This is a genomic window from Bacillus thuringiensis (assembly GCF_001595725.1).
Classification (GTDB): Bacteria; Bacillota; Bacilli; order Bacillales; family Bacillaceae_G; genus Bacillus_A; species Bacillus_A thuringiensis_K.
Map to the genome: position 1 here is coordinate 573,323 of NZ_CP014283.1, position 24,006 is coordinate 597,328.

Here is a 24,006-nt window from a genome sequence, read left to right on the forward strand (position 1 = left end):
GTATGTAATGCAAAATATTCGACAAGCGCATCCTTATTATATGTACGAAGAAATTTGTGAACAGGTACGTTATTTGAACAATCTTAATAACTGTTTTATTGATAATGAGCAAATCATAGAAATAGTGAATCAAATAAAATATTGTAGGAGAGTATTTATTACAGGTTGTGGAACTTCGTATCACGTAGCCTTGACAAGTGAATATATTTCCAGAATGATTTTTAAAGATGTAAATCTGATTCGTTCTGTTCCTGCGTTTGAATTAATTCATCATCCATGGAATATAAGTTCAGAAGATGTGGTCATAGCGGTATCACATTCTGGTGAAACAACAATGGTTTTAAAAGCATTAGAAAATGTTCGGGCCGTAAAAGCAAAAACTATTTTAATTACAGGATTCCCAGAAAGCAGTGCTGCACAAAAGGCGGATCATGTAATAAGTAATGGATATCCTTTTGAAAAGTCGTTAGCTCATACAATTAGTTATACAGTAAGTATAGGGGCGATATTAAGTTTGTTTTATGAGTTATCTAAATACTATGGAGTAAAAAATATATCATCTAACATCAAACAGGAATTCGAAAAAATCTCTCAGTTGGTTGAGGAAACAATTTTGTCAATTGATAAAAAAGTTTCAATCTTATCGAGGGAACTACAGCCTGCTAACAATTGGATTTTTGCAGGAACTGGAGTAGGCGAATCTTTAGCAAGAGAGGCCGCATTAAAATTTGTAGAAACTAGCTATTCACCTGCAATTGGCATAGATATAGAACAAGTACTACATGGGTATTTACCTATGTGTAATTCAAATACCGTACTCACTATTATATCACCACCTTTACGTGTTATTAATAGAATTAATGATTTAATAAGAGCAGCAGAAAAGGTTAATAGTAAAATAGTAATTTTCGCTTCACAAGATTTTATAGAAACAGATAAAACTAGAGTAATAAAATTACCATATTGTGAAGATTTGACTAGTGCTTTGGTTGGAATAATTCCCCTTCAATTAATGGCTTATTATGTATCTGTTACAAATGGTTATAATCCTGATTTAATACGTCGAGATCAATCTAAATACATGGAAGCAAGGAGAGTCTATGAATAAATGGTAATTGATAATAATGAACCTAATTTTCATAAATTGTTAATTTTGCCAGAACAGGATAAAAGCCTACCGTCTTTCCGACTCGGATTAAGTGGAAATAAAGGTTTCCATACTTATGAATTATGTTTTGGTAGTCTCTTAGCTATACATGACTGGATAAAAGATAATCCATCACACAAGATAGAATTATTCTGGGAAGATGATAGTATTTCAGGGATTAATGATATCTCAGCAGCTGAGCGCTTAGTCAATAAGGGGGTACAAGCTGTAATTGGGCATCTAAGTAGTACAGAAGCTCTAAGAGCAGCACCTATATATAATGTAAATGATATTTTATATTTAGCGCCAGCTTCTACAGAACTTTCCCTAACAGAGAAAGAATACAATAATGTTCTACGGATTTGTGGAAAAGATAATTATTTAGCCGAAAAAGTTGTGGATTTTATTTTAAATTTTAATTGTACAAATAAGTATGTTTCAATAATATGGGAAGACATTATTCATGGGCGCTCTTTATCGAATCAAGTTGAGAAGTATTTATCCAAGAAAAAGGGGTGCACAATACTAAAGCAAAAATGGGATGTACAAATCAATTTTAATGATTTAAATATAAAAAGATCTAATATCATATTTTTTGCTGGTATCTATCAGAGTGCTCTAGAATTTCTAAGGAAACTAAAAGAGGTAGACTATAGAGGGATAATAATTTTGGGAGATGACTGTTTTATAGATGAATTTGCCAAAGAATTAAAAAATAATAATGAAAATTTATATGTAGTTTCAACAGGAAGAAATAATAATCATAGTTATTACGACACTTTTTCTAAGAATTATAAGAATATAAGTGGTACTCAAGTAGGAGCTTATTCCATAACTAGTTATGTAGCAACAAGTTTATTATTGAGTACATTACCAATTTTACAAAGAAAGGGAATAAAAGAATGTATTAATAGAATGAGTTCTTTATTGAGAACGAAATCTACTTTATTAGGTAATATTCAATTAGATGATAGAGGGGATCTGAAAAATTTCCCATGGGATGTTTATCAAATAAAATCATCTGAATTTATTTCTGTTACCTTAAAAGAAGGGAGTTTTTAAAATGCCTTGGTTTTTTGCCTATGGTATTAGTACGAATCCTGAACAAATGGTTAAAGATATTGGTGGATATAAAAATTACAAAAAAGCTGTTTTAGAAAATTACATCTATACTTTTACAGGTTACCATGAGGATTTTAGAGGGGGAACATCTACAATTATCCCACAACAAGGTGGAGGAGTCTATGGTATAGCGTATCAAATAGAAACGGAACAAATAGATGATCTTATAAAAAATGGACATGGGTATATTTTAAAAGAAAATATAGCAAAAATAGATAATGGTTCTATGCCAGTCTATACACTACAACTTGAAAATCATGCCCCCCTTGCAATGCCATCTAAAGAATATCTAGAAATAGTTAAAAATGGATTGTTGAAAAATTATAAGGAAGACTTTGTTGATTTATATTTGGGCAGAGCACTAAAGCGTGTGCAGAATGAGGGATTAATTGACTACCAACCTGTGTCTAAGGATAGTTTTACAAACGAATATAATTCACAATTTCGCAGATTATTTCCATGGCATGTTACAAAACAACAACCTTTCGGTTCAGCTTGGGCAATAGTAGAACCAGGGGAGCAAACTAACCCACATCATCATGATGAAGAGGAAACCTTTATTGTTCTTAGCGGAAAAGGAATAATTAATGTTGATGGACAAGAAAAGATAGTCGGAAAAGGAGATATTATATATTTTGAGCCATTTTCAACTCATACAATAAAAAATATAGGTGACACGTCTTTAGAATTTTTATGTATTTGGTGGGGGGCATTACTAGAGGCACGATAATTAATAGAATAAGATGTTTATTTTAATTTTTTTCAATAATTTATATTGCTTTTTAGTTTTTTAACAAATAAAAAGTGAGGGATTATAAATGAAAACTTTTATTGTAACCGCAACTCCCCCTACGACTAATGGGGATTTACACATTGGACATTTATCTGGACCATATTTAGCAGCAGATGTGTTTAGTAGATTTCAAAAAATGAAAGGAAATAATGTAATTTACTCAACGAGTGGAGATGATCATCAAACTTATATAGCAACAACAGCTAAAAGAAAAGGATGGACTCCCGAGAAATTAGTAGAATATTATACAAAAAAAGTGCAAGATACTTTAGGTGCCGCATTTATAAATCTCAACATTTTTTCCAATTCTTTAAACAATCAAGAGCATATTAAATTTGTCCAAAGTATTTTTAAGAAATTATACAATAAAGGAGTTTTTGTCGAAAAGCAAAAAGAAATACACTTTTGTAATAATTGCGATCAGTATTTATTTGAATCTTTTATAAAGGGTGAATGTCCATTTTGTAACGAAAAAGCTTCAGGAAACCTCTGTGAAGCCTGTGGTAGAATTAATGATCCAATTGAGCTTATTAATCCGGTTTGTGGTCTGTGTGGGGAAACACCAACAATTAGCAGTTACAAAGGGATGTTTTTTCCATTAGAAAATTACCGAGATCAGCTGGTGGAATATTATAATTCAAGAGTTAGTTGGAGGCCTCATCTCAAGGAATTATGCAATTGGATTGTTTCAAAACCTATTCCTGATTATCCTGTAACATATCCCACTAAATGGGGTATACCAGTACCAATTAAGGGATATACAAACCAGTGTATTAATGTTTGGTTTGAAATGTATCCAGGACATATAGCAACTACAAATAAATGGTTACAATTAAATGATAGTAATTTTTCAGTGGAGAACTTGTGTGAAAATAATGCAACACTTGTACAATTTCTTGGTTATGACAACAGTTTCTTTAATGCAGTTTTGCATGTAGCAACATGTTTTGCAATAGACGAAGGTTATTTATTACCTGAGCACATCATTACCAATGAGTTTTATTTATTAGAGCACGCAAAATTCTCTACAAGTAGAGAGCATGCAATATGGGGCAGTGATTTATTAAAAGAAGTACCGGCAGACTCTTTACGCTATTATGTTTGTCGTACAAATCCGGAACACACCCAAACAAACTTCTCATTAAAAGATTTCAATCAAATTAGAAAAAATGAATTGGAAGATACTTGGTTTAATACAATTAGTACCTTTATTGAAATTATAAAGGAAACTTCCATGGATTTAAGCCTATTTAATGATTTCATTGACCTCAAAGCAAAAGCAACTGTGAGTTGGGCAAAAAAATCTCTAGAATCTTTTTATGATATTAATCACTTTAGTCTGCGGCAGGCTAGCCAAGTATTACACGAATATTTACAAATATGTAAGGATTATTTAGACACCCAAGTAATTCCTGTAAAAGATATAAATATGAAAATTTATTTACAAAGATTAGCCTCTTTAGGGTATATGATTCAAGCATTAATTTATTTTGCCCAACCTATACTTCCAAGTTTTTCGATGACCCTTAAGGAAGCGCTAGGAGTAGATGTATCTTCCAATCAAAATCTTAATTGGGAAAATATCGAAAAAATAAAATTTGATAACACTAATATAAACGTCGTAAAAAATTGGTTCTGTGAAACAAAAAAAGTAATGCAATAAACAAATTAATATTACTTTTAAGTGGGTGGGATAATGAACATACGAATCATGAAATTTGGAGGAACCTCTATAAATACCTTTAGAAAAAGGGAATATATAGTTTCTCTAATTAAGGAAACCATTGAACAAGGCTTTAACCCAGTCATCATTGTCTCCGCAATAGGAAGAATAGGAGATCCTTATTCAACTGATACATTGTTAGAATTTTTAAGAAGCAATAGCGTAAATATAAATGAACATGATCAAGCTTTATTGTTATCTTGCGGAGAAATAATTTCAAGTGTCGTAATTAGTAGTATGTTGAATAGTGCAGGTATAAAATCTATAGCTTTAACAGGCACACGAGCAGGAATTCAAACATCCTCTAAAAAATACATTAATAGCTCTATAACAAAAATCCATACATCTTGTCTTTTAGAAAATATAAAAAAAGGTTACATTCCAGTAATTGCAGGGTTTCAGGGGCACACACCAGAAAAGGAAGTAACAATACTGTCCCGTGGTGGAAGTGATACAACCGCAACAGCTTTAGGATATACATTAGATGCACATGAAATAGACATTTTTACTGATGTAGAAGGAATTATGACTACAGATCCAGCTATTATAAATGAAGCTATGGTTATACCACAGATTTCATATAAAAATGCTTATCTAATGGCTAAGTTTGGGGCTAAAATTATAAATGCAGAATCAATAAAATGGGCAGAGAGGAAAGGGATACCTATCAATATCCGGATGACTTTAACTAAGCAGATAGGTACAAAAATTTCAACTTCTACACAAGATAATATGAGTAAAAACAACGTTTTTGCTATTCAATACAATAATAAAAGTAGAAAAACAGTAAATGTAAATATATTAGGTATTTTTGATGGTAATCATTATCATATAGTGGAGGCAATTAAGAAGACATTGTCATCACATCTAATACCTATATTACAAGTGATTCCAAAAGAAAATGTAATATCAATAAAAATTTCAACAAGCTTTCTATTTAAGACTCTACAATTACTGCATCGCGAATTTATTCAGTACACTTATACCGCTGAAGGTACGAAGAATATATATGTATGAATACTTTTGTAAAAGGTTCAATATGGATGTAGTGAGGTGTTAAATGATTAATAAGCAGATAGTTAAAGAAATAAAAAGTGTTATAGATGTATCCGATTCTTCATTAGTTGCAGCAGAAAAAATTATTCAAACTTATTTATTACCTTTATATGAGCAGAAATGCATGCTTGAAGAAAAAAATGTGAAACAACAACAAACTATTGATAAGCTTCAAACCGCTTCCGTAGTAAATAGAAATAAAGACAAACTATATTTCTATAGATAAACTTATTTTATCCAAATAAAGAACTCTTTTACTTCTTATAAGAAGTAAAAGAGTTCTTTATTGTGTAAAGTGTATAAAAAGTTAATGGTGTAATAGAACTAATAATTTTGATTTATACTAGCCAATTTTCGCATGTAATTTATATACATAAAATAAAGAATTACTACTATTAGTGGTACAAAGAAGTATATACCAAAGAAAGGGATTAATGAAAGACATAAAATTAAAGATATTAAAGCAGCTTTTTTTTGTAGTGTACCTTTTTTGAAAAGTTTAATACCAGCTGCTGATGAAAAAATATATACCATTAAGCCTAATGAATTTGGGATAAATAACAGATCCACATAAGATATTTTTAATGTACTTATTGTTATCACACCTATAGATGCAAAGACGAAAATAAATACTACTACACGAGTGGGGGTTTGAGTACGTTGATTTATTTCAGAAAAATAAGTTGGAAATGCTTTATCACGGCTTAAAGCAAAACCTAGTTGTGTTATGCTAGCAATAAATGCGTTGACGGTACCTAAGCAAATAATAAAAGCTAATATAGCAGTTAAATATTTCGCACCGATTCCTATTGAATCTTGCATTAATAGTGCTAAGGGAGAGAGGTTGCTTTCAAGGTTACCATATGTCTTAGTGCCAATAGTGATTAGGCTTAATAAAATAAACAATATGCCTATAATCCCTGCACTAATAATCGTCCCTTTAATAATATCTTTTTCTGGCTTTACAAACTTATCTGCAAGGTTACATATTGCTTCCCAGCCAAAGAAAGACCATAAACACATTGTCATAGCTGTGCCAATTGAAATTATCCCATTAGGTGCAAATGGTTTAAAGTTAGAATACTCAAACTTATCGAAAGAAGAGTATATTGTTACTAGCAATAAAACAATTAATAATGAGCTCAAAATCAAAGATAATTTACCACTTGTTTGTACACCAAAATAGTTAGAAATTGAACCCATTAATAAGATAAATAATGCTAAACAAGTAATCATACCGTTGGATAGGTTAAAAGCGATTCCTACATAAAAAGCACCAGTTAGAGAGACTATGATTTGTCCTACTGCAGCACAGAAGAAATAAAACCAACCTATTAAATTACCCATATGATTTCCATAAGCCATTCTTACAAAAGTAGCTGCACCACCTGCATCAGGATAAGATCGTGATAAGCAAGCAAAGGTATATGCAAGAGGGAAGCTTAAAATAATTATAAATATCCACGAAATGATTGATGCAGGTCCAGCTATATTAGCAGTACTTGCTGATAAAAATAATACCCCAGAACCCAAAATTGCAGCGATATACAGAGCAATTGCTTGATACAGTGTAATTGATTTATTTCCCATAAAATCACTCCTTTTATAAAAGGGTAACATGATTAATATAAAAAATTCTTTTTAAATTTTGCTATTCAATTCTACAAACTGGGGCGGATAGTACATGTAGCCAACTCTGCGAATAGATAAAAGTAATTTAGGATTTTTAAAATCATCTTCGATCCTTTTCCTGAGCCTACATATATATACATACAATTCGTCTTTAGTAATATAATCATTTGTGCCCCAAGCATATTGTATTAATTCTTCACTGGATATAGGAACTTTCTTATTACATACCAAATAAAATAACAACTTAAATTGAATCCTTGAGAGAGATAATTGTAAACCGTTCTTAATGATAGTCTCTTTCTGAATATCTAATTGTAAGTTAACATCAAGAGTTAAAAGTGCATTGTTATTAATCATAATCAACGACCTCCATCTTCAATATATTTAGTTATCACCATCTGCATACTAATATATCTGTTAATGAAACTTGCTAAGATACCAGAGACAATACGAGGAAAATACCTTTTTTTAAAAATTTTATCATTTATATCCAAAATTTGTTCATTTTTTAGAAAATTCTACAAAATATTTATCGACAAAGCTTTGTAATTATGGAATTACGAGTGAAAGTCGATTTTTGAAAAGGGAGTAAAGATTCTGTAGTTGCAAATCAAAATTGAAGGAATTCTTTTTGAAATAAAACGAATGCTCTTATTGGATTTTTTAGTGAACTCTATTTAAAGTCAAAATTATTGATTTTCACTTTTGGTGTAATTTTCTATATTCATTAGGTGTGTATCCAGTTTTCTTTTTGAATAATGTAGAAAAATATGCTGTATTTTGTATACCTACAGTAAGTCCAATTTCTATTATTGAATAATTGGTTTGCTCAAGATAATACTTAGCCTTTGAAGTTCTGATTTGTTGAATATATTCCATAGGAGTTAATCCTTTAATTCTTTTAAAGGTACGTTGTAAATGGAAGGGGCTTCCATGAGATATAGAGGCCAACTTTTCTAATGTCAAAGGTTCATCAAAGTTCTTATCAATGTAATCTGTAACATATTTTATCCATTCCTCATTAGGTAAATTTAATGCATTTGGTTTACAACGTTTACAAGGGCGAAAATTTTGAGATAATGCTTCTTGTGCATTTTTAAAAATCTTCACATTATCTATTTTAGGAATTTTAGATTTGCATGAGGGACGACAAAAAATACCTGTCGTTTTTACTCCATAATAAAACTTATTGTCATAAGAAGAATCATTATATATAATAGCATGCCACTGCTCGTTGGTAATTTTTTGGGATTTATTTTTTTTGCATAATGGGACAGTTTTTTTATTATTTGGCTCATTTTTCATAAACTCACCTCTATAATTAGTATAACTTTAATAGAATTTTGATGTTAGTTGTTTTTATAAATTAAAGTAACAGGAATATTAGGTCAAGATTTAATAAGATGAGTTGTTACAAAAAAGCTAATAATAAAAAAACTGTCTGAGAATAGTTTTTTTGTTTTTATGTATGGTATACAGTATAAGATTTGTAGGATCATAAATTTATTTCAAAACAGACAGTGAGCCTCTAACACACTTTGGTTTGGAAGAAACGTATGATAAATATAATGCCAATTAAAAATAACAGTCTTATATTATTTGAAGTGCAAACCTGGAGAGAGACCCTTATAGTTAACTATCAAAAGAGAGTTTAAATTCTAATTAAAGTATAATTTAAACTATGTATTTATTACATAATAAAGTTCAAAATGAAGTGGATTTAATATAGATTTTAAATCCACTAAGAATAAATAATAAAAGTTCAGCAATACAAAATTGCTGAACTTTTATTATTTATTCTTTCCTATTCTTCCTAAGCTATCTTTGATAGTTGTTTCTCCAAGCTGTGTATATAATAAGGCCGTATCCTGGCTGGTATGTCCAAGTTGTTGCATCACTTGTAACGAGTCTTTTTCTTCCATATATAACTTATTTGCCAATGTATGTCTTAATTTATGAGGAGACATTTTTTTGCCAAAGGCTTTAGTATATTTTTCTACTATATCTTGGATAGCCCTAACAGAAAGAGGCTGTGCAGTATGTTTATACTTAGATAAGAATACATTTTGTAATTCTTTCCCTGGAGCATATTTGTTATCTCTAATCTCCATATATTTTTCAAGATCATTTAATGCAATTGGGGTAATCCAAACGGAATCTTCTTTGTTTCCTTTTCGGATTACATCAATTAGTCTTTCTTTTAAGTTTATATCTTCCATGCGGAGATCGGCCAATTCACTTACACGAATACCACTACCAAGAAAGAGGGAAAGGATAGCTACATCACGCTCCTTATCTCTTAGGAAATAGAATAACTGATGTTTTGTTAAAGCTTTTTCATGTTCGTACTTAACATAATTCAGAAATTCTTGATCATCATCATTATGGAAAATTTTAGATCTCATACGTTTTGCACGAGCATTTAATGTTTCTTTATCTTTATGTATTTCAATTTTAGCCATTACATTTCTATAAAAATAGCATTCTCCATCTTCATTCTCTGATAGGGAGGTGAGGTACTTAAATAAAGACTTTAAGGCCGAAATTTTTCTGTTAACAGAGGAATTCTGCATGTTTTGTTGTAGTTTTAAAAACCTCATAAAGTTCTCAACATCTTTTTTCTTTAAATTCTCCAAATCAGAGAAGGATATGTCTTTAATGGGCTTAAATTCAATAATTTGTTCAGATAATAGCCAATTAAAGAAGACTCTAAAATCATATACATAATTCAGTAGGGTGGAGGGGGAGGCATCATGCAATTCTTTGTACTCCACAAATTCTTCTATGTAAAAGGGCATTTCATTTAAATTCTCGTATAATTTCTTACGATGTACGGATTTTTGACGTTGTTTGCTGTAATCCATAAAAATCACCTCATATATACTATAACAGAAAATAGGTACGAACACAAGTTCGCATTAAATTCAATTTTTACACAAACTTATTTACATAATTAAATTACGGAATACTAAATCATGCTCAATAGTGAATGGAATAATGTAATTACTCAAATAAAAATTATAGATAATCAAGTGAGAAATTTGTATTTGACCATAAAAATTAGAGCAAAAACTACATATAAATGTATGTAAAATAAAACAAATTTGATATATAAATTCATACAAAAGACCAATACATGAATATAGTTTAAAAGTCTTTATAAAAATATAAATCAGTTTATTTAATCATGATTATAGGGAGTTGATTAAATCAACGTGTGAAAAAATCTTATAAAGTAAAATGTAATTTTATATAAAATTTATTAATGAGTAACTCAAAATTTAATAATTTCTATATAAAATATTAATTATATAGGCACATGCAAACATACGAAAATCTATGCAACTAAGCTTGAAATCCCTAGATACCGTTATTAGATTTTTATTTAACTACTTTATTGTTCGTAAAATTGGTATTTCGTGCGAACTTGTTGTTTTTTAGAATAAATAATCACACCCTTCTATTATTAAACTTTATCGGTCCATTTTTATAACTTAAGCTCATCAATTAACCTTTTCTAATATTATTCATACGTTAATTTTGAAAAGATCATTATTTGAATCAACACTAATTCCAATAATTCTCTCTTCGTATAAATTCTCTTATCTTATATTGATTTTACCTTATCCAAAAGAAGAAACACATTTATATAGTATATTTTAAAATTTTGAAGACAAACAGGATCTCCCATAACTACTTTTATACCTTTTAGTTATTTTTGATGTGCATATATGCTATAGAAAGCGATTACAATGTAGTTAACAACCACCCATAAATAAAAACATCTGCTCACTTATTTTAATTATAAGCAAACGGATGTTTAACAATATATTTATACAAACTTATTATTCATAAATAATATACTTGATTTAAATCTTTCAACAATTTTTCATTAGATACACTACAACCATGACGTTTATAACTATGATCAAGTTGCGAACCATGCGTATTTTCATCCCAATACATTCTGAAACTTTCGCCATCAACATTTTTCCAAGAAGTTGGTGAGAATCTGTATGTATCTACGAAACCTTTCTATTGATACTCTATTAAAATAGGGTCAAAATTAACTTCTCCTGATGTTTCTATACATGCACGGATACACTGAGTGTTGATAAAACAAGGCTTACGCATGCTGTAAAAATTGCAAATAGCATCTTCATATTTAAAAACTCTTTTTTATATCTTTTTATTATTGTAACGATAACAATTTATATACTAGCAGCCCTCCATTTTAATATTATTAAGAAACAATATTAAAATGAAAAATATTCACTATACCTCTATTTCATGTATTCTCACCTCATTCATCTAAATAATGCTACAATACTATACTTCTTTCCTCCTACTTTTACTTTATTATCTCAACTTTCATACTGTGGAACCATATATGTCCCTCACCTTTCAGGGTTAATCCTACAGATAGACGTTTTACATCAATAGGGATATCTACAATTATCGAATATTCTTTCCAACTTTCTTTTTCTTTAATTGGCTCACATTCTAATGATTTCATTTCCCATAAATCATTAGGCTTTTCACCCCTTATCCATAAGTCTGCGTACTCCTGAATAGATTTAGTTCTAATCATTCCTGACAATTTAATTCTTTTCCCTAAATATAAATTTTTATTTAGAAAGCAAAATACTACACCATATCCTTCTATCTTTTGTATCGAATGCAAATAATGTACAAATTTATTTATTCCGTTGATATCAAACGTATTATATAAAAAGTAATTACTAGGTGTCTTACCTCCAAGCATCCATTCGGTCAAAAAATTATCATTCATAATCTCTATCCTCCACATCTATTATACTTACTACTACAATACCATTGACTTCATATATTTTTTTGATTTTTTTTGCTAAAAATCTCCCTTTAAATAAAAGCACATTTTCTGTAAGGGAATAATGTTAATCTATCATTTAATTACTATAAAATAATGTTAGTTATGGTAATAACGTCGTAAATCCTAATCTCCCTAAGATTCGCAAGTATCCCGTAGAACTATGAATAATTACATATAAGACAGCAAATGCGTTACGATGAATATTTATAATAAAAAGGTGGAATAACTGATATTTTGTATAAAACATTCATGTATATACTAAAATTAAGATAATCTATTTGATATTAATAAGCGCTCAAAATATAATTCAAAATTCCATGCGGCGCCTTGTGGAATAGAGTGAGATGAAGTATATAACTTAGAAGAAAAACAAGCGGCTACGTTATTGAACTAATCTGATAGAAACGGTTCAATTAGAGCTGTTGAAAGACATAGTTGGACAAAAACACTTTTCTATTAACCCAATTGTTGTTACTTTTTTCTTGATCTAAAACTATGTATTCAATTCCTTTCTTCATAACATAATAAGCGATTGAAAACACTTAGACTTATAGATTGATTCTTTACTTCGTCTAAAAAATAAATATTCCCAACTTGCGTCTCCCCCAAAAGACATTCTGCTAATTCAAAATTATGTATCTTATATGTAATAGTAGCAGTAAGATATGTTTATTGGCTGAAAATAGTGTTATATCTGCTATTCTATACTCTTTAGTGTTATCTCAAAAATATTGTTAACCATATATAGACGCTTCTTTACTATGTTCAAACAAACTATCTACTGTTGTAGTGACGTATGAAGCTGCGGACTTCTCCTAAGATCACCCACCACTCTCTGTACTAGTAGGAAGTAATTTGTTTAATTCCTCCTTATGTTAACTAAAATATTTATTGTTTATATTTTTATATTGTTATATAATATTTCATGTCTTTACTTATATGCGATTAAGATATATCGGAATTAGAAAAAGGGATCTTTCGAGATTCCTTTTTCTATTTAAAATAAAAAGTAACGGATTCGCTACCTATCCATATCTCTCGCCTCACAGTGGTTCCTTTATATTATTTTATTATATCCTCTCCTTCTAAATTCATTTATTTAGATGTATAATTGTACGACCACTAACATTTTGAATCGAGGTGACAATCATGAGGAGTTTTGGTTCATTATTGATCTCTACTATCTGTTCGACAATCCTTTTAGTTTGGAATGCCTTTTCTTTCTACACTGGATTCACAGCAGGACATACATACTACTGGGTTAATGGAATCATAGCCTTGGTTTTCCTCCTATTTTTTACCCTAAACATGCGAGATATTATCAAGAAAGACTACAGAACATCAGGAAAATAGGAGTTGATACATATTATAAAAAGACAATAAAGTGAGTAAAATTTGAAACCTCAAACATTTTAACCCCGTTCTAAATTTAGGACGGGGTTAAAATGTAGTTGTATAATTTTTAATCTAAGATTTTTGTAATATTAACAACAAAAAAGACGCCTCCCAGATCACGGTAGTGCCTCCGATAATTGCTATAAGCTTGATCAAACTAATTTATCATCACATTATTTATTTCTTTGTTTCCATACCCCATTAGCTTTACGATAAGTATGCTTGTCATCCATGAAATCAGCCGTTTTACCCGGAATACTATATTTCTTATTCTTTTTCTTAGCCTTTGTCTTCAGCCTTTTCTCTTCTTGAATAGCTTGCAAATCCGCCTTCCATTGTTTCAACAAATCCTTTTCACGTCGCATCGAATTTGTACCCCTTGGATTAAAATGTAAACCAAATAATTAAATTCTACCTATTTATATAGATATCCTCTAATCCAATGTACCAAGTTATGTTTTTCTTTTTAAATAGGCTAACAAAATATTAAAATATTCAATATATCGATGGAGGTTTGTCATGGTCAACTTTCATAAAGATTTACCCCTATTAGGGTTCTTTTTGTTTTTATACAGTTTTATTGGGATCATCTTTTTATTACTATTCCTTAGCGTTTAGTAACAATGCAATGCGTATAAATAGTAGCTACATCTTTAGGCTCAATTCTCACCCTTTTGAGAGTTGAGCTTTTTATTTATAAGGTTATTCCCTGCAGTCCTGCTTATCCACTTTCCACAGCCCTAAGAACAATCCTTAGCTTTGCATTACACGCCATACTGTTATGCCTCTTAATCCAAATTCAGAAACATTTAATATAAGTGCATTATTATATGTGTTTTCTCCAAACCATCTTAAGGATAATACAGTTTTTTATTTTTTCAATAGTACTTACTAAGTTTTTCTGTTAATATTTAATTACCGATATGTGTATCAACCTGCCTGTGCTTCTGTACGGGCTTTTTTTGATGCTTTCACGCTTCGTAATCCCCAGGAACCTGCCTATTAGGTGGGGAATTCTACTAGATTCTCGAATATTAATACAAACAAAGCCTGCCCTATTATCTCTATAAAGACATCATTGCAAACATAATCCCTTATAGATTCTATAGATTATCAACTTTTTCATAATATTTATCAGAGTTTTTTATATTCATATTTCTGTAACATCTCTATATAAAGTTTTAATATTTTATGTGTTAAACTTAAAACATTCCAAGAAGTCCTTTACTTTTAGAATCGACAATTCTTCAATACCCTTTGTCTTGCCCTGCATCCCCTGCAGGGCTTTTATCATTTAGCTAAAGGTTGATATAGGTAAACTTTTTGTACGTTTCTTCAACCTTATCTGTGCTGTTATTTGCACCTTTAACTCCCCTTCATTTTATATAATTTCATTAATAGTATCGGTGGAATTACATTTTATTAACATTACATTTTTGTTATATTGAGTGATACCTCTACATGTAAGTTATCAGAAATAGCTATGTTATTCGTAAGGATTATTCGATGCCTTACTAAAGAGGCAGAAAAATGTAGAGGTATCAACGATAAACCTTATGTAATTAGTGGAAATAAACAAACTAGTTACGGCGTAATAACAGCTCAATTAAAAAAATATAGATTCATATTCACTTCAGAAGAAGATTTTGAAAACAGAAAAGGATTTGACCTTTAATGCCAAATCCTTTTTATTATTTCGCAGCAAGTTTTTCTTTCACTTTTGCAGGAAGTTCGTCCTGCTGCACTTCTTCCCAAGTGGATTTAGTTTTAAATACGGTACATGAAATTACCAATAATAAGAACCCTCCTCAAATAAGAGCATATTACATTTTCTCATTCTGTGAGATTAGTCTAATGATAAAATAAAGTACAAGTATCTATTTTAAAGAACTGGAAAACACAATATTCCGGTGCTGTAGTCGTACATAATTCCATTACAGTGTCGATATAAAATAAAGCATTAAAGCACTGTTCACAATCTAATGATGCAAAAATCATCAAAGATAAACGTCGCCACTTTTTTCATATAACATCTCATTAAATAATACAACCAACAAATCCGTTACATAAAAAAGAGGGGCGCTTGCCCCTCTTAAAATTGAAATCCACCCTCTTTACTATCACCTTTAGCTTTTCCCTTACTTTGAATAGGTTTAAGATGCTTTTTTATATCCCAACTGTATACTATCTATATTATATGACTTCATAATTTCATAATATCTTGTTTCGTTTGTTGTAGAATTGAAAAATGAATCTCTTCCATCCCTAGTAAGCTGATATTTTCCCTTTTCAGTAAACTCAGCTCGTATTTTATATTTGCCTTCTTCTACCTCAAAATAGTAATGAGCTTGCCCATTTTGTAATCTAGAAACTATTTTTTCCTCAACTATTTTTTCATTTTCATTAATTAAATATAACTTTATTTCACCTATTTCTGGTGCAATTGTTTGTTCCTGGGGATCAATCCAACCATCCTCATTTTCATCGAACCAGATATAACCAGAAATAATCCCTTTCTCTGGATCCCAAACCTTATCCATCTCTTCTGCGAATACTAAATTTTTTGGTAAAAACAATGTGAAAATTAATAATAAAATAGACATACATGTCATACATTTAATTGTTTTCATCGATATCGCCACCCAATCTTATAATATTTAACAAGAATATATAAATATTAATACGATATACAATATACTACAAGACTGGTGTTATTACCCAATGTTTATTATAATTGTAATAACATAAGCGATTTATTAATAAGATAAATATCTAATTTAATGAATTACTAGATAAAAATTAATTCTCGTATGGTAATCCAAACTTTTTCCACTCGAGAAATCCACCTTTTAAATTAACTACTTCCTTTATACCAGCTTTTTGTAAAATGCTAGCTGCTATAGCGGAACGCAAACCAGTTCGACATTGTAAAACTATTGGACAATCTTTCGGTATAGAATCTATCTTCTCAAATAGATTACCTAACGTAATATGTATTGCATCATGAAGGTGTCCTTCCTCCCACTCTTTTTTACTACGCACATCGATAACCTTAACACTTCTATCTTTTATATGCCGATATAATTCAATTGATGTATTTTCCTTGTAACTTTCTAATATATCAAATTTTTTTATTACTTTTAAAGGTACAAAAGCAACAATATTATCTAGCCCGATAGATTCAAAGTCCCTAATGACTTCCTCTATTTTAACCTTTTCCTCATCTAGAATTATTAAAGTCTCTGTTTTATAATCTAGTAACCATCCACACCAAGTTGTGAAAGAATTGTTATACGGTATGTTAATTGATTTCTCAATGTGACCAAAAGCAAAACTCTCTACATCCCTTATATCAACTATTTGCTGAACACTCCTCATAACTTCTTGAAGCTCTTCTACTGTATTAATAGTAGTAATCTTTCTCTTCTTACGAATTGGAGGGCCATACTTATTTAAATGCTTCATTAATGAAAAATACTTTGGAGGCTCTGGCTGTCCCGTCAATAAAGTCGATATAAAATCACTTTCTTCATTACACTGAAATGCCCAATTGAACATCTTTTCATAACCTAATGTAGAAGTTGGAATTGCTCCTAATGCTTTTCCACATGCGCTTCCCGCACCATGTGATGGCCATATTTGCAAATAATCAGGGAGTATTTTTACTTTTTGTATAGAATCAAATAATTGTTTCGCTCCTATTTGTGCAGTATCTTTTATACCAACAGCTGTTTCTAATAAATCAGGCCTTCCTATATCTCCTACAAATATAAAGTCACCTGTGAAAATTCCTATCGGTTTATCATTCGTAAAATTATTTTGACTTGTATCAGTTACTAAAAAAGAGATACTTTCAGGCGTATGCCCTGGGGTGTGAATTACATTAAATTTTATATGACCTACTTTAAACTCTGTACCTTCACTTACTAATTGGTATCGACCTTCATTAAGATATTGATATTTCCAATCAAAATCTCCTTCATCAGATACATATAAATTTGCATGATAGAGATTAGAAAGTTCTCTAGACCCAGAAAGAAAATCAGCATGAATATGAGTCTCAGCCGCAGCAATTACTTCCATCCCCTCTTTCTTAGCAAATTCTATATATTGTTCTATATAGCGACTAGGATCAATAACAATTGCTACGCCTTCTTTCTGACAACCAACTAAATAGGAAGCATGAGCTAATTTTTCATCATAAAAATATTTTAAAAGCATAACTATTCCCTCCGAATACTTATTTCGAATTACTTTTCAATTTTTACAACTACTCTCTATCTTTCCTTACATAATCCCTTTCAACATTAAATTCCAATACATATATGGCAACATATATCTTTTAAGTAAAAACATACTATACCGTTCTTTCGCTTGATTAAATGGAAACGTTTCTTGTGGCTCGTGTTCATAGTTAAATTCAGCGAGTATAAGACTTTTATATCCTGTAACAATCGGACATGATGTATATCCATCATATTTAGCCTGCAAGTCTCTTCCGTTAAGTACGTCCATAATATTTTGTTTTAAGACAGGTATTTGTTTTCGAATCGCCGCTCCAGTTTTAGAGGTAGGTAAATTAGTACAATCTCCAAGTCCAAAAATATTCTTATACTGTACATGCTGCAAAGTATAAGGGCTTATATCTACCCAGCCCTGATGATCACTTATCTCACTTTCTTTAATAAAGTCAGGTGGTCCCATTGGTGGAACAACATGTATCATACTATATGGTACTATTTCTCTTTTCATGGTTTGCATATCTTCAAAAATTGCCTCTCTCTTTTCAGCAATAATTTCTACTAAGTTTTTATTATAGTTCGTTATAATTTGCTTTCTTTCTAGTACTTGTTCTAAAGTATTTGCATATCGTGGAACCTGAAAGATGTTAGTGTTTGCAGAATAAAACATTACTTCACTTCTGTTTCTTACACCAATTTTACAAAAATACTCTTCTGCTAAATACATAATTTTTTGTGGAGCGCCACCGCATTTAATAGGAGTATTGGGGTGGGTAAAAATCGCATTTCCTCCTTTGAATTTTTCGATTTCTCTCCAAGTAGAATCAACATATGTATAAGAATAATTGCTACAAACCCCATTAGTCCCAATAGACTCTTTTAAACCTTTAATACCTTCCCAATTTATTTGTATACCAGCTGCTACAATAAGAATTTCATACTCAAGCAGCATTCCATCATCTAAAAGTATCTTATTTTCTTCCGGAAATAACTTAACAACACTTTTCGGAATCCACGTTGCGCCTTTAGGAATAAATGATTCTTGATCACGCACCGTACTTTCCTTTGAAACAATTCCACCCCCCACTAAACTCCATAGTGGTTGAAAGTAATGTTTTTTTGATGGATCAATAATCGCTATACTTTCTTTAAATAGGGATACATTTCGTAATAAATGTGCAGTAGAAGATAGTCCTGCAGTCCCAGCACCAATTACAATAATTTTATAACTATCTCTGGTCTTCATTTTCCTCTTCCTATCTAAAATTGATTTTTAAATTAACTAATTAGTAGCCGTATTTTCATCGTAGTAACATTATTATAAGTTAAAAACACCGTTGCTTTATCTGATTTAAATGAAAATTTTGTTAATTTTACCAGCAATATTACTATATGCGTAAGTCCACTATGTTACTTCCATATTTTATTTTAAATACTAAAACTATATATTTTTCAATAATAGTCTTTACCTTTTCTTACTCTAATTACAGTTTCTTTCTGCTCTCAAAGCTATCTTTATCTTCTTTTTCGAAGAATACTTTGTAACCTGTAATTCAAATTTAGGAGTTCAAATAGTTCGTCCCCAATATATGACTTTATATAATTAGATAAGGGAAATGTAATTTAAATATGGTAAGGTTTTAATATCATGCTAGGTATTGATATTAAAATCAAAAAAAGATTTACTCATTATATGGAAATTACCAAAGTTTCGTATTCCATTAAGTGAAATTATTTAGGTAACCGCGGATAATACGTCAGCTGTTTTTGAAAAAGCTGATTATCCATTAAATACACCAAAAGATATTTTGGATTTAATTTAATCAATCTTGTTTCTAATATAATTATAAAACCTAAAAAAGGGAAATGAGCATAGCTTTACTCATTTCCCTTTTTTATACACTCTTTTTCTGTTTTCGTAACGCTTTTGGAATGTATACACAGAAAGGTTCACTTTCCATATAATCTCCTGTCATCGCATATGCTCTAGAACGAGATCCCCCACAAACATATCGAAACTCGCAAACACCACACTTTCCTTTATATCTGTCCGGATTACGAAGGTCTTGAAAAACATGGGAATTTCGATCAATTTCAGCTATTGGTGTTGCTCTAATACTCCCAGCCTTAATTGGCAATAGCCCACTAGGATATACATCTCCAATATGTGAAATAAATACAAAACCGTTTCCATCATTCACCCCCTTTGGAGCACGCCCAAGGCCATTAATTTGTCCCGTCCTCCCATTCATTAATACATCCTGATATTGAATAACCTGATTTGTTTTTTTATTTCCTTTCATTTTTTCTTGAATAACAACACGTCTATAATGTTGACCAGCTGTTGTTTTAATATCATAAGAAACCTTTTTACTAAGTTGATATAGCCAATGAAATACTTTTTCATGTTGGGCTGGTGAAATCATATCTTTTTCCTTACCACGCCCTATTGGAACTAAGAAAAATATACTCCAGAGTACACAATCTAATTCTTCTATTAACATTGCCATTTCTTCAAGTACATCCACATTATAATTAGAAATAACAGTGTTAATTTGAATTGGAAGTTTTAATTCATGCAAATAACGAACCGCATTCATCGTTATTTTAAATGAACCTTCTGTCCCCCTAAAATGGTCATGTATTTCAGCTGTTGGTCCATCTAAACTAAATGCCCATCTAGCAAGTCCTACTGCTTTTGCTTTTTGAATTGTTTCTTTTGTAATGTTTGGAGTAGCACTTGGCGTCATGGATACTCGAATACCTTTTTTCACTGCGTATTCTGCTATATCATATACATCCGGATGCATTAATGGATCTCCACCTGTAAATACAAGCATTGGATTGTCCATTTCATATATATCATCAATTAGTTTTTTTCCTTCTTCAAATGTTAGCTCTAGAGGATGACGATGATATTGTGCTTCTGCACGACAATGTAGACATTTTAATTGACATGCTCTTGTTAACTCCCATATCACAATAAACGGGTTTTCATTAAAATCACGATTAATCACAATTAACCCTCCCATCAATTGATATTCTAATTGTAAAGTTATTAATGAATTGATGGTGTGAAGTACATCACAATTGAACTACACCGTTTAGAAGTGAAGAATTCCTTACGGTTAGAGACCTTATCGCTTCATTCTTTAGATTGATACTTGCGTTAATGTCCCTATCATATTGTGTACGACAAGTATTACACATCACTTATGTTCCGTTACTTTTTTCTGTATATAATGATAAAAAATTGTGAAGTTTTACCGCATTATGTAAGACATTTAATATCAAATATATTACTTTTTCTATGAACTAAACGTATTTATAGGACTTTTCTTGATAAACAAAGTGCTAAATTGATTCTTAAGAAGTCATTACCATTACATTTATCTAAAAATTGAAAAAATATGTGTAGATAGATATCATCTTAAATACATATATAATTAACTTTAATTTTCTGACACGATTTCACATTATTCTTAAACTGATTTTTACGTACATTATGAAAAAATTGTACCGTGTCAATCTTTAAAAGATTATATATCATAACTTTAAGAGAGGAAGGAAAACTATGAAGATGAAAAGAAAAAGCATTATGACAACAGCTCTTGCAGCTATATTAGCTACAGGTGCACTACCTACTACTTCGGTGTTTGCTGCAGAAAAAGAGGTTCCTATTCAACAAAACGAGGCACAAATGAGTATTCAACCTTTTGCACAAAACAATTTGGAAACAGCCGTTCAAGCTGCCTTAAACGGTCCAGAAGTCAAAAAAATCAAAGTATTTGAGCATGAATTTAATGTGAAAGAAATAGAAGTAGTAAGTCTAGGTGCAGGAAAAAAATATGTTAAGGGGCAAATTTCTCATCATTTAAGTTTTCGTCCAGATGATCAATTTTATTATGAGTTTACCGTACAAGATGGAAAGGTACTAGATAAACCTGTATTTAGTATTGATAGAGGTGGTTGGACACCATTTGCTGCTCCACTTTTATCAATTCTTGCTGCGTATAATGGAATTCCAGTTAATCCAAATGATTTAAATACACTTGGTCAGCAGATTGGTAAAGTTATAGATGGAAGCTGGGAACATGCAGCCCAATCAATTGCAACTGTAGTTAGTCTAAGTTTTAATGAGTAGGATTTCCCAATTTTTATTAGCATTGTAGAGATCCACTTTTCGTAATTAGCCTTGTTATAAGAGATTCTAAAAAAGCTATTAATAATTTTTTACCACTCAGTCACATTATCTTGATTTGTTTACCACCTTATCATTCATTATATGTCACAAAATAGAAGTCTATTTTAGGCTTCTGTTTTGTTTTTATACAATACGATAAACAGTTGTTTTTTGGAGGCTATACTTCGATTTTTCAAGAATCCGTTTGGCTATTAGGTACAATTCTTTAAAACAAATTATTAAAGTCTCAAATAACTTACTCCCCCTATTTTTAAATACAAAAATTTATTATCTTAAGAATGAAAAACAATAAATATAGGAAAAAATCATCTAGCAATTGTTTAAAGGTCAGGAGAGATAAAATGAAGAAAATAAAAATGAGAAATTTCATTAAAATTAGCATCCTCACTTGTATTACACTAGCAAATTTAAGTACACCATCTACTATTTTAGCTGATAGTCATTCAGGTTATTCCTATGAATCCAATATAGGATATCAAAATCCAGCGTGGATGTCGAAAATAGAAGATTCTACAAAATTAAGTGAAATATCTATTCCAGGGACTCACGGTACAATGGCTTTACATGGAGCAAGCTTTCTTGATGAAAATTTGACAAGAAATCAAACTATGAGTCTATCCCAACAATTAAATTCTGGAATCCGATATGTAGATATGCGTGTTAAACGTGTAAAAGATTCTTTTGCAATGTATCATGGCATTGTAAATCAAAAAGCTGTGTTTGAAGATGTATTAAAAGAGACAATTCAATTTTTAAAAGATCATCCAACAGAAACAATATTAATGCGCCTAAAAGAAGAAACTACTCCTGAAAGTGGATCTCAATCATTTGAGGAGATATTTTTAAAATATAAAAACGTTAATGCTTCATATTTTTGGAATCCTAATTCCGTACCAACTTCAGATAGACATAACCCTGCTTTAGGAGATACCCGCGGGAAAATTGTAATCTTACAAAACTTTACATCCACTCAATTGCAAGGTATTGATTACGAAGGTTTGGATATACAAGATAAATTTGAAATTGGAAGCGGACCAGACGAAGTATATGCAAAATGGATTGCGATAAAAACCCATCTACAAAATGCAAATACTAATTTTAATAATGGAAAAATTCATCTCAACCATTTTAGTGGTACGGGAGGCGCAGCAGCATTTTTAAATAATGTATATCCTTGGTTTGTTGCAAGCGGAAAAGAGAGCAGAAATACTGATAGTAGTCCTAAATTGATTCAAACGAATTCCACAAATGCATGGAGTGATTTCCCTCGCGATAGAAACGGACAAGTATACTATGGGGGAATGAATACACTTGGGACCGAACTCTTACAACAAGGCATAATTAAACATTCTGGTATCATCGCAGCTGATTTTCCTGGTCCAGGTTTAATTGATAGTATCATTAAATTAAATGGTATACATTCTAATGAAAAAGAAATATTAATTTCGCAGATACCATCTGATTCTAGTCCTTTATCCGGGCAACAAAATCGATCCAGTCAAAACTTTAAAATTGATAGTTTACCTGTAGGTACCAAAGAATTAAAATGGGTTATTGAGCCTTCAGAAAAAGATTACCCTTCTACTATCTCTTTCAATGTAATGATTGATGTTTCCCTAGGAATAGATTCTACTCGTTGGAAAAACATTTCACATGGATCTAGGACTGAAGCTTACACAAATACTAAATATTATATTGCAAGTCCAATGGGTGCCACTAACAAATTCACAGTGAAAATATACGCTATTACAAATTAGAAAAAAGAATCCCAATGAAATTCCATTGGGATTCTTTTTTAATTTCATTTCGTAAACATTAGGATGGGGTTTAAATCTTATTGA

Annotated in this window: 19 protein-coding genes; 9 read left to right on the plus strand and 10 right to left on the minus strand. The window is 30.6% G+C overall.

Annotated features, from left to right (window positions below):
* The first annotated feature begins 7 nt into the window (after positions 1 to 7).
* From AXW78_RS28670 to AXW78_RS28695, 6 genes are all read left to right on the plus strand, one after another.
* On the plus strand, positions 8 to 1,108 hold the full coding sequence (locus tag AXW78_RS28670) for an SIS domain-containing protein (RefSeq protein ID WP_033703451.1): 1,101 nt from the start codon (positions 8 to 10) through the stop codon (positions 1,106 to 1,108).
* The gene (locus AXW78_RS28675; protein WP_000234107.1) at positions 1,109 to 2,209 is read left to right on the plus strand and encodes a branched-chain amino acid ABC transporter substrate-binding protein; all 1,101 of its coding nucleotides are present in this window, start codon (positions 1,109 to 1,111) and stop codon (positions 2,207 to 2,209) included.
* 1 nt (position 2,210) lies between these two features.
* The gene (locus AXW78_RS28680) at positions 2,211 to 2,999 is read left to right on the plus strand and encodes a cupin domain-containing protein (protein ID WP_001145763.1); all 789 of its coding nucleotides are present in this window, start codon (positions 2,211 to 2,213) and stop codon (positions 2,997 to 2,999) included.
* A gap of 88 nt (positions 3,000 to 3,087) precedes the next feature.
* The gene (locus AXW78_RS28685) at positions 3,088 to 4,725 is read left to right on the plus strand and encodes a methionine--tRNA ligase (RefSeq protein ID WP_000846733.1); all 1,638 of its coding nucleotides are present in this window, start codon (positions 3,088 to 3,090) and stop codon (positions 4,723 to 4,725) included.
* 33 nt (positions 4,726 to 4,758) lie between these two features.
* Positions 4,759 to 5,802: an amino acid kinase family protein gene (locus AXW78_RS28690; RefSeq protein ID WP_001026146.1), complete on the plus strand. Its 1,044-nt coding sequence runs from the start codon at positions 4,759 to 4,761 to the stop codon at positions 5,800 to 5,802.
* A gap of 43 nt (positions 5,803 to 5,845) precedes the next feature.
* Entirely contained in the window at positions 5,846 to 6,067 is a 222-nt protein-coding gene (locus AXW78_RS28695; protein WP_000608855.1) for a hypothetical protein, read from the plus strand.
* A 98-nt stretch (positions 6,068 to 6,165) separates the two neighbouring features.
* Here AXW78_RS28695 and AXW78_RS28700 read toward each other — a convergent pair whose 3' ends face one another.
* The 5 genes from AXW78_RS28700 to AXW78_RS28720 form a co-directional block, all read right to left on the minus strand.
* Positions 6,166 to 7,431: an APC family permease gene (locus AXW78_RS28700; RefSeq protein ID WP_000527239.1), complete on the minus strand. Its 1,266-nt coding sequence runs from the start codon at positions 7,429 to 7,431 to the stop codon at positions 6,166 to 6,168.
* Positions 7,432 to 7,482: 51 nt separating this feature from the next.
* Positions 7,483 to 7,830 carry a winged helix-turn-helix domain-containing protein gene (locus AXW78_RS28705; protein WP_050426822.1) on the minus strand — a complete coding sequence of 116 codons (348 nt, stop codon included), beginning with the start codon at positions 7,828 to 7,830 and terminating at the stop codon, positions 7,483 to 7,485.
* Between the two features lie 342 nt (positions 7,831 to 8,172).
* A complete protein-coding gene (locus AXW78_RS28710) occupies positions 8,173 to 8,778 on the minus strand; it encodes a bifunctional transcriptional activator/DNA repair enzyme AdaA (protein ID WP_000787313.1) in 606 nt (201 codons plus the stop codon).
* A 485-nt stretch (positions 8,779 to 9,263) separates the two neighbouring features.
* Positions 9,264 to 10,337, minus strand: coding sequence for a tyrosine recombinase XerS (xerS, locus tag AXW78_RS28715; RefSeq protein ID WP_000386599.1), 1,074 nt, complete (start codon positions 10,335 to 10,337; stop codon positions 9,264 to 9,266).
* A 1,487-nt stretch (positions 10,338 to 11,824) separates the two neighbouring features.
* Entirely contained in the window at positions 11,825 to 12,265 is a 441-nt protein-coding gene (locus AXW78_RS28720; RefSeq protein ID WP_000999354.1) for a hypothetical protein, read from the minus strand.
* 1,209 nt (positions 12,266 to 13,474) lie between these two features.
* Between AXW78_RS28720 and AXW78_RS35080 the strand changes: the two genes are divergently transcribed.
* Entirely contained in the window at positions 13,475 to 13,678 is a 204-nt protein-coding gene (locus tag AXW78_RS35080) for a hypothetical protein (RefSeq protein WP_074625306.1), read from the plus strand.
* 215 nt (positions 13,679 to 13,893) lie between these two features.
* Here the strand turns inward: AXW78_RS35080 and AXW78_RS28725 are convergent, their stop codons facing one another.
* The 5 genes from AXW78_RS28725 to AXW78_RS28745 all read right to left on the minus strand — a co-directional run bounded on the left by AXW78_RS28725 (position 13,894) and on the right by AXW78_RS28745 (position 20,978).
* Entirely contained in the window at positions 13,894 to 14,085 is a 192-nt protein-coding gene (locus AXW78_RS28725) for a hypothetical protein (RefSeq protein WP_061884987.1), read from the minus strand.
* A gap of 1,788 nt (positions 14,086 to 15,873) precedes the next feature.
* Entirely contained in the window at positions 15,874 to 16,350 is a 477-nt protein-coding gene (locus tag AXW78_RS28730) for an SdrD B-like domain-containing protein (RefSeq protein WP_061884988.1), read from the minus strand.
* 169 nt (positions 16,351 to 16,519) lie between these two features.
* Positions 16,520 to 17,941: an MBL fold metallo-hydrolase gene (locus AXW78_RS28735; protein ID WP_061884989.1), complete on the minus strand. Its 1,422-nt coding sequence runs from the start codon at positions 17,939 to 17,941 to the stop codon at positions 16,520 to 16,522.
* A 66-nt stretch (positions 17,942 to 18,007) separates the two neighbouring features.
* A complete protein-coding gene (locus AXW78_RS28740; RefSeq protein ID WP_000857320.1) occupies positions 18,008 to 19,207 on the minus strand; it encodes an FAD/NAD(P)-binding oxidoreductase in 1,200 nt (399 codons plus the stop codon).
* Between the two features lie 649 nt (positions 19,208 to 19,856).
* On the minus strand, positions 19,857 to 20,978 hold the full coding sequence (locus AXW78_RS28745) for a TIGR04053 family radical SAM/SPASM domain-containing protein (RefSeq protein ID WP_061884990.1): 1,122 nt from the start codon (positions 20,976 to 20,978) through the stop codon (positions 19,857 to 19,859).
* A gap of 557 nt (positions 20,979 to 21,535) precedes the next feature.
* Here AXW78_RS28745 and AXW78_RS28750 point away from each other — a divergent pair.
* The gene (locus AXW78_RS28750) at positions 21,536 to 22,105 is read left to right on the plus strand and encodes a hypothetical protein (RefSeq protein WP_061884991.1); all 570 of its coding nucleotides are present in this window, start codon (positions 21,536 to 21,538) and stop codon (positions 22,103 to 22,105) included.
* Positions 22,106 to 22,506: 401 nt separating this feature from the next.
* Positions 22,507 to 23,922, plus strand: a complete 1,416-nt coding sequence (locus tag AXW78_RS28755) for a phosphatidylinositol-specific phospholipase C (protein ID WP_000721439.1) — start codon at positions 22,507 to 22,509, stop codon at positions 23,920 to 23,922.
* Positions 23,923 to 24,006: the final 84 nt, after the last annotated feature.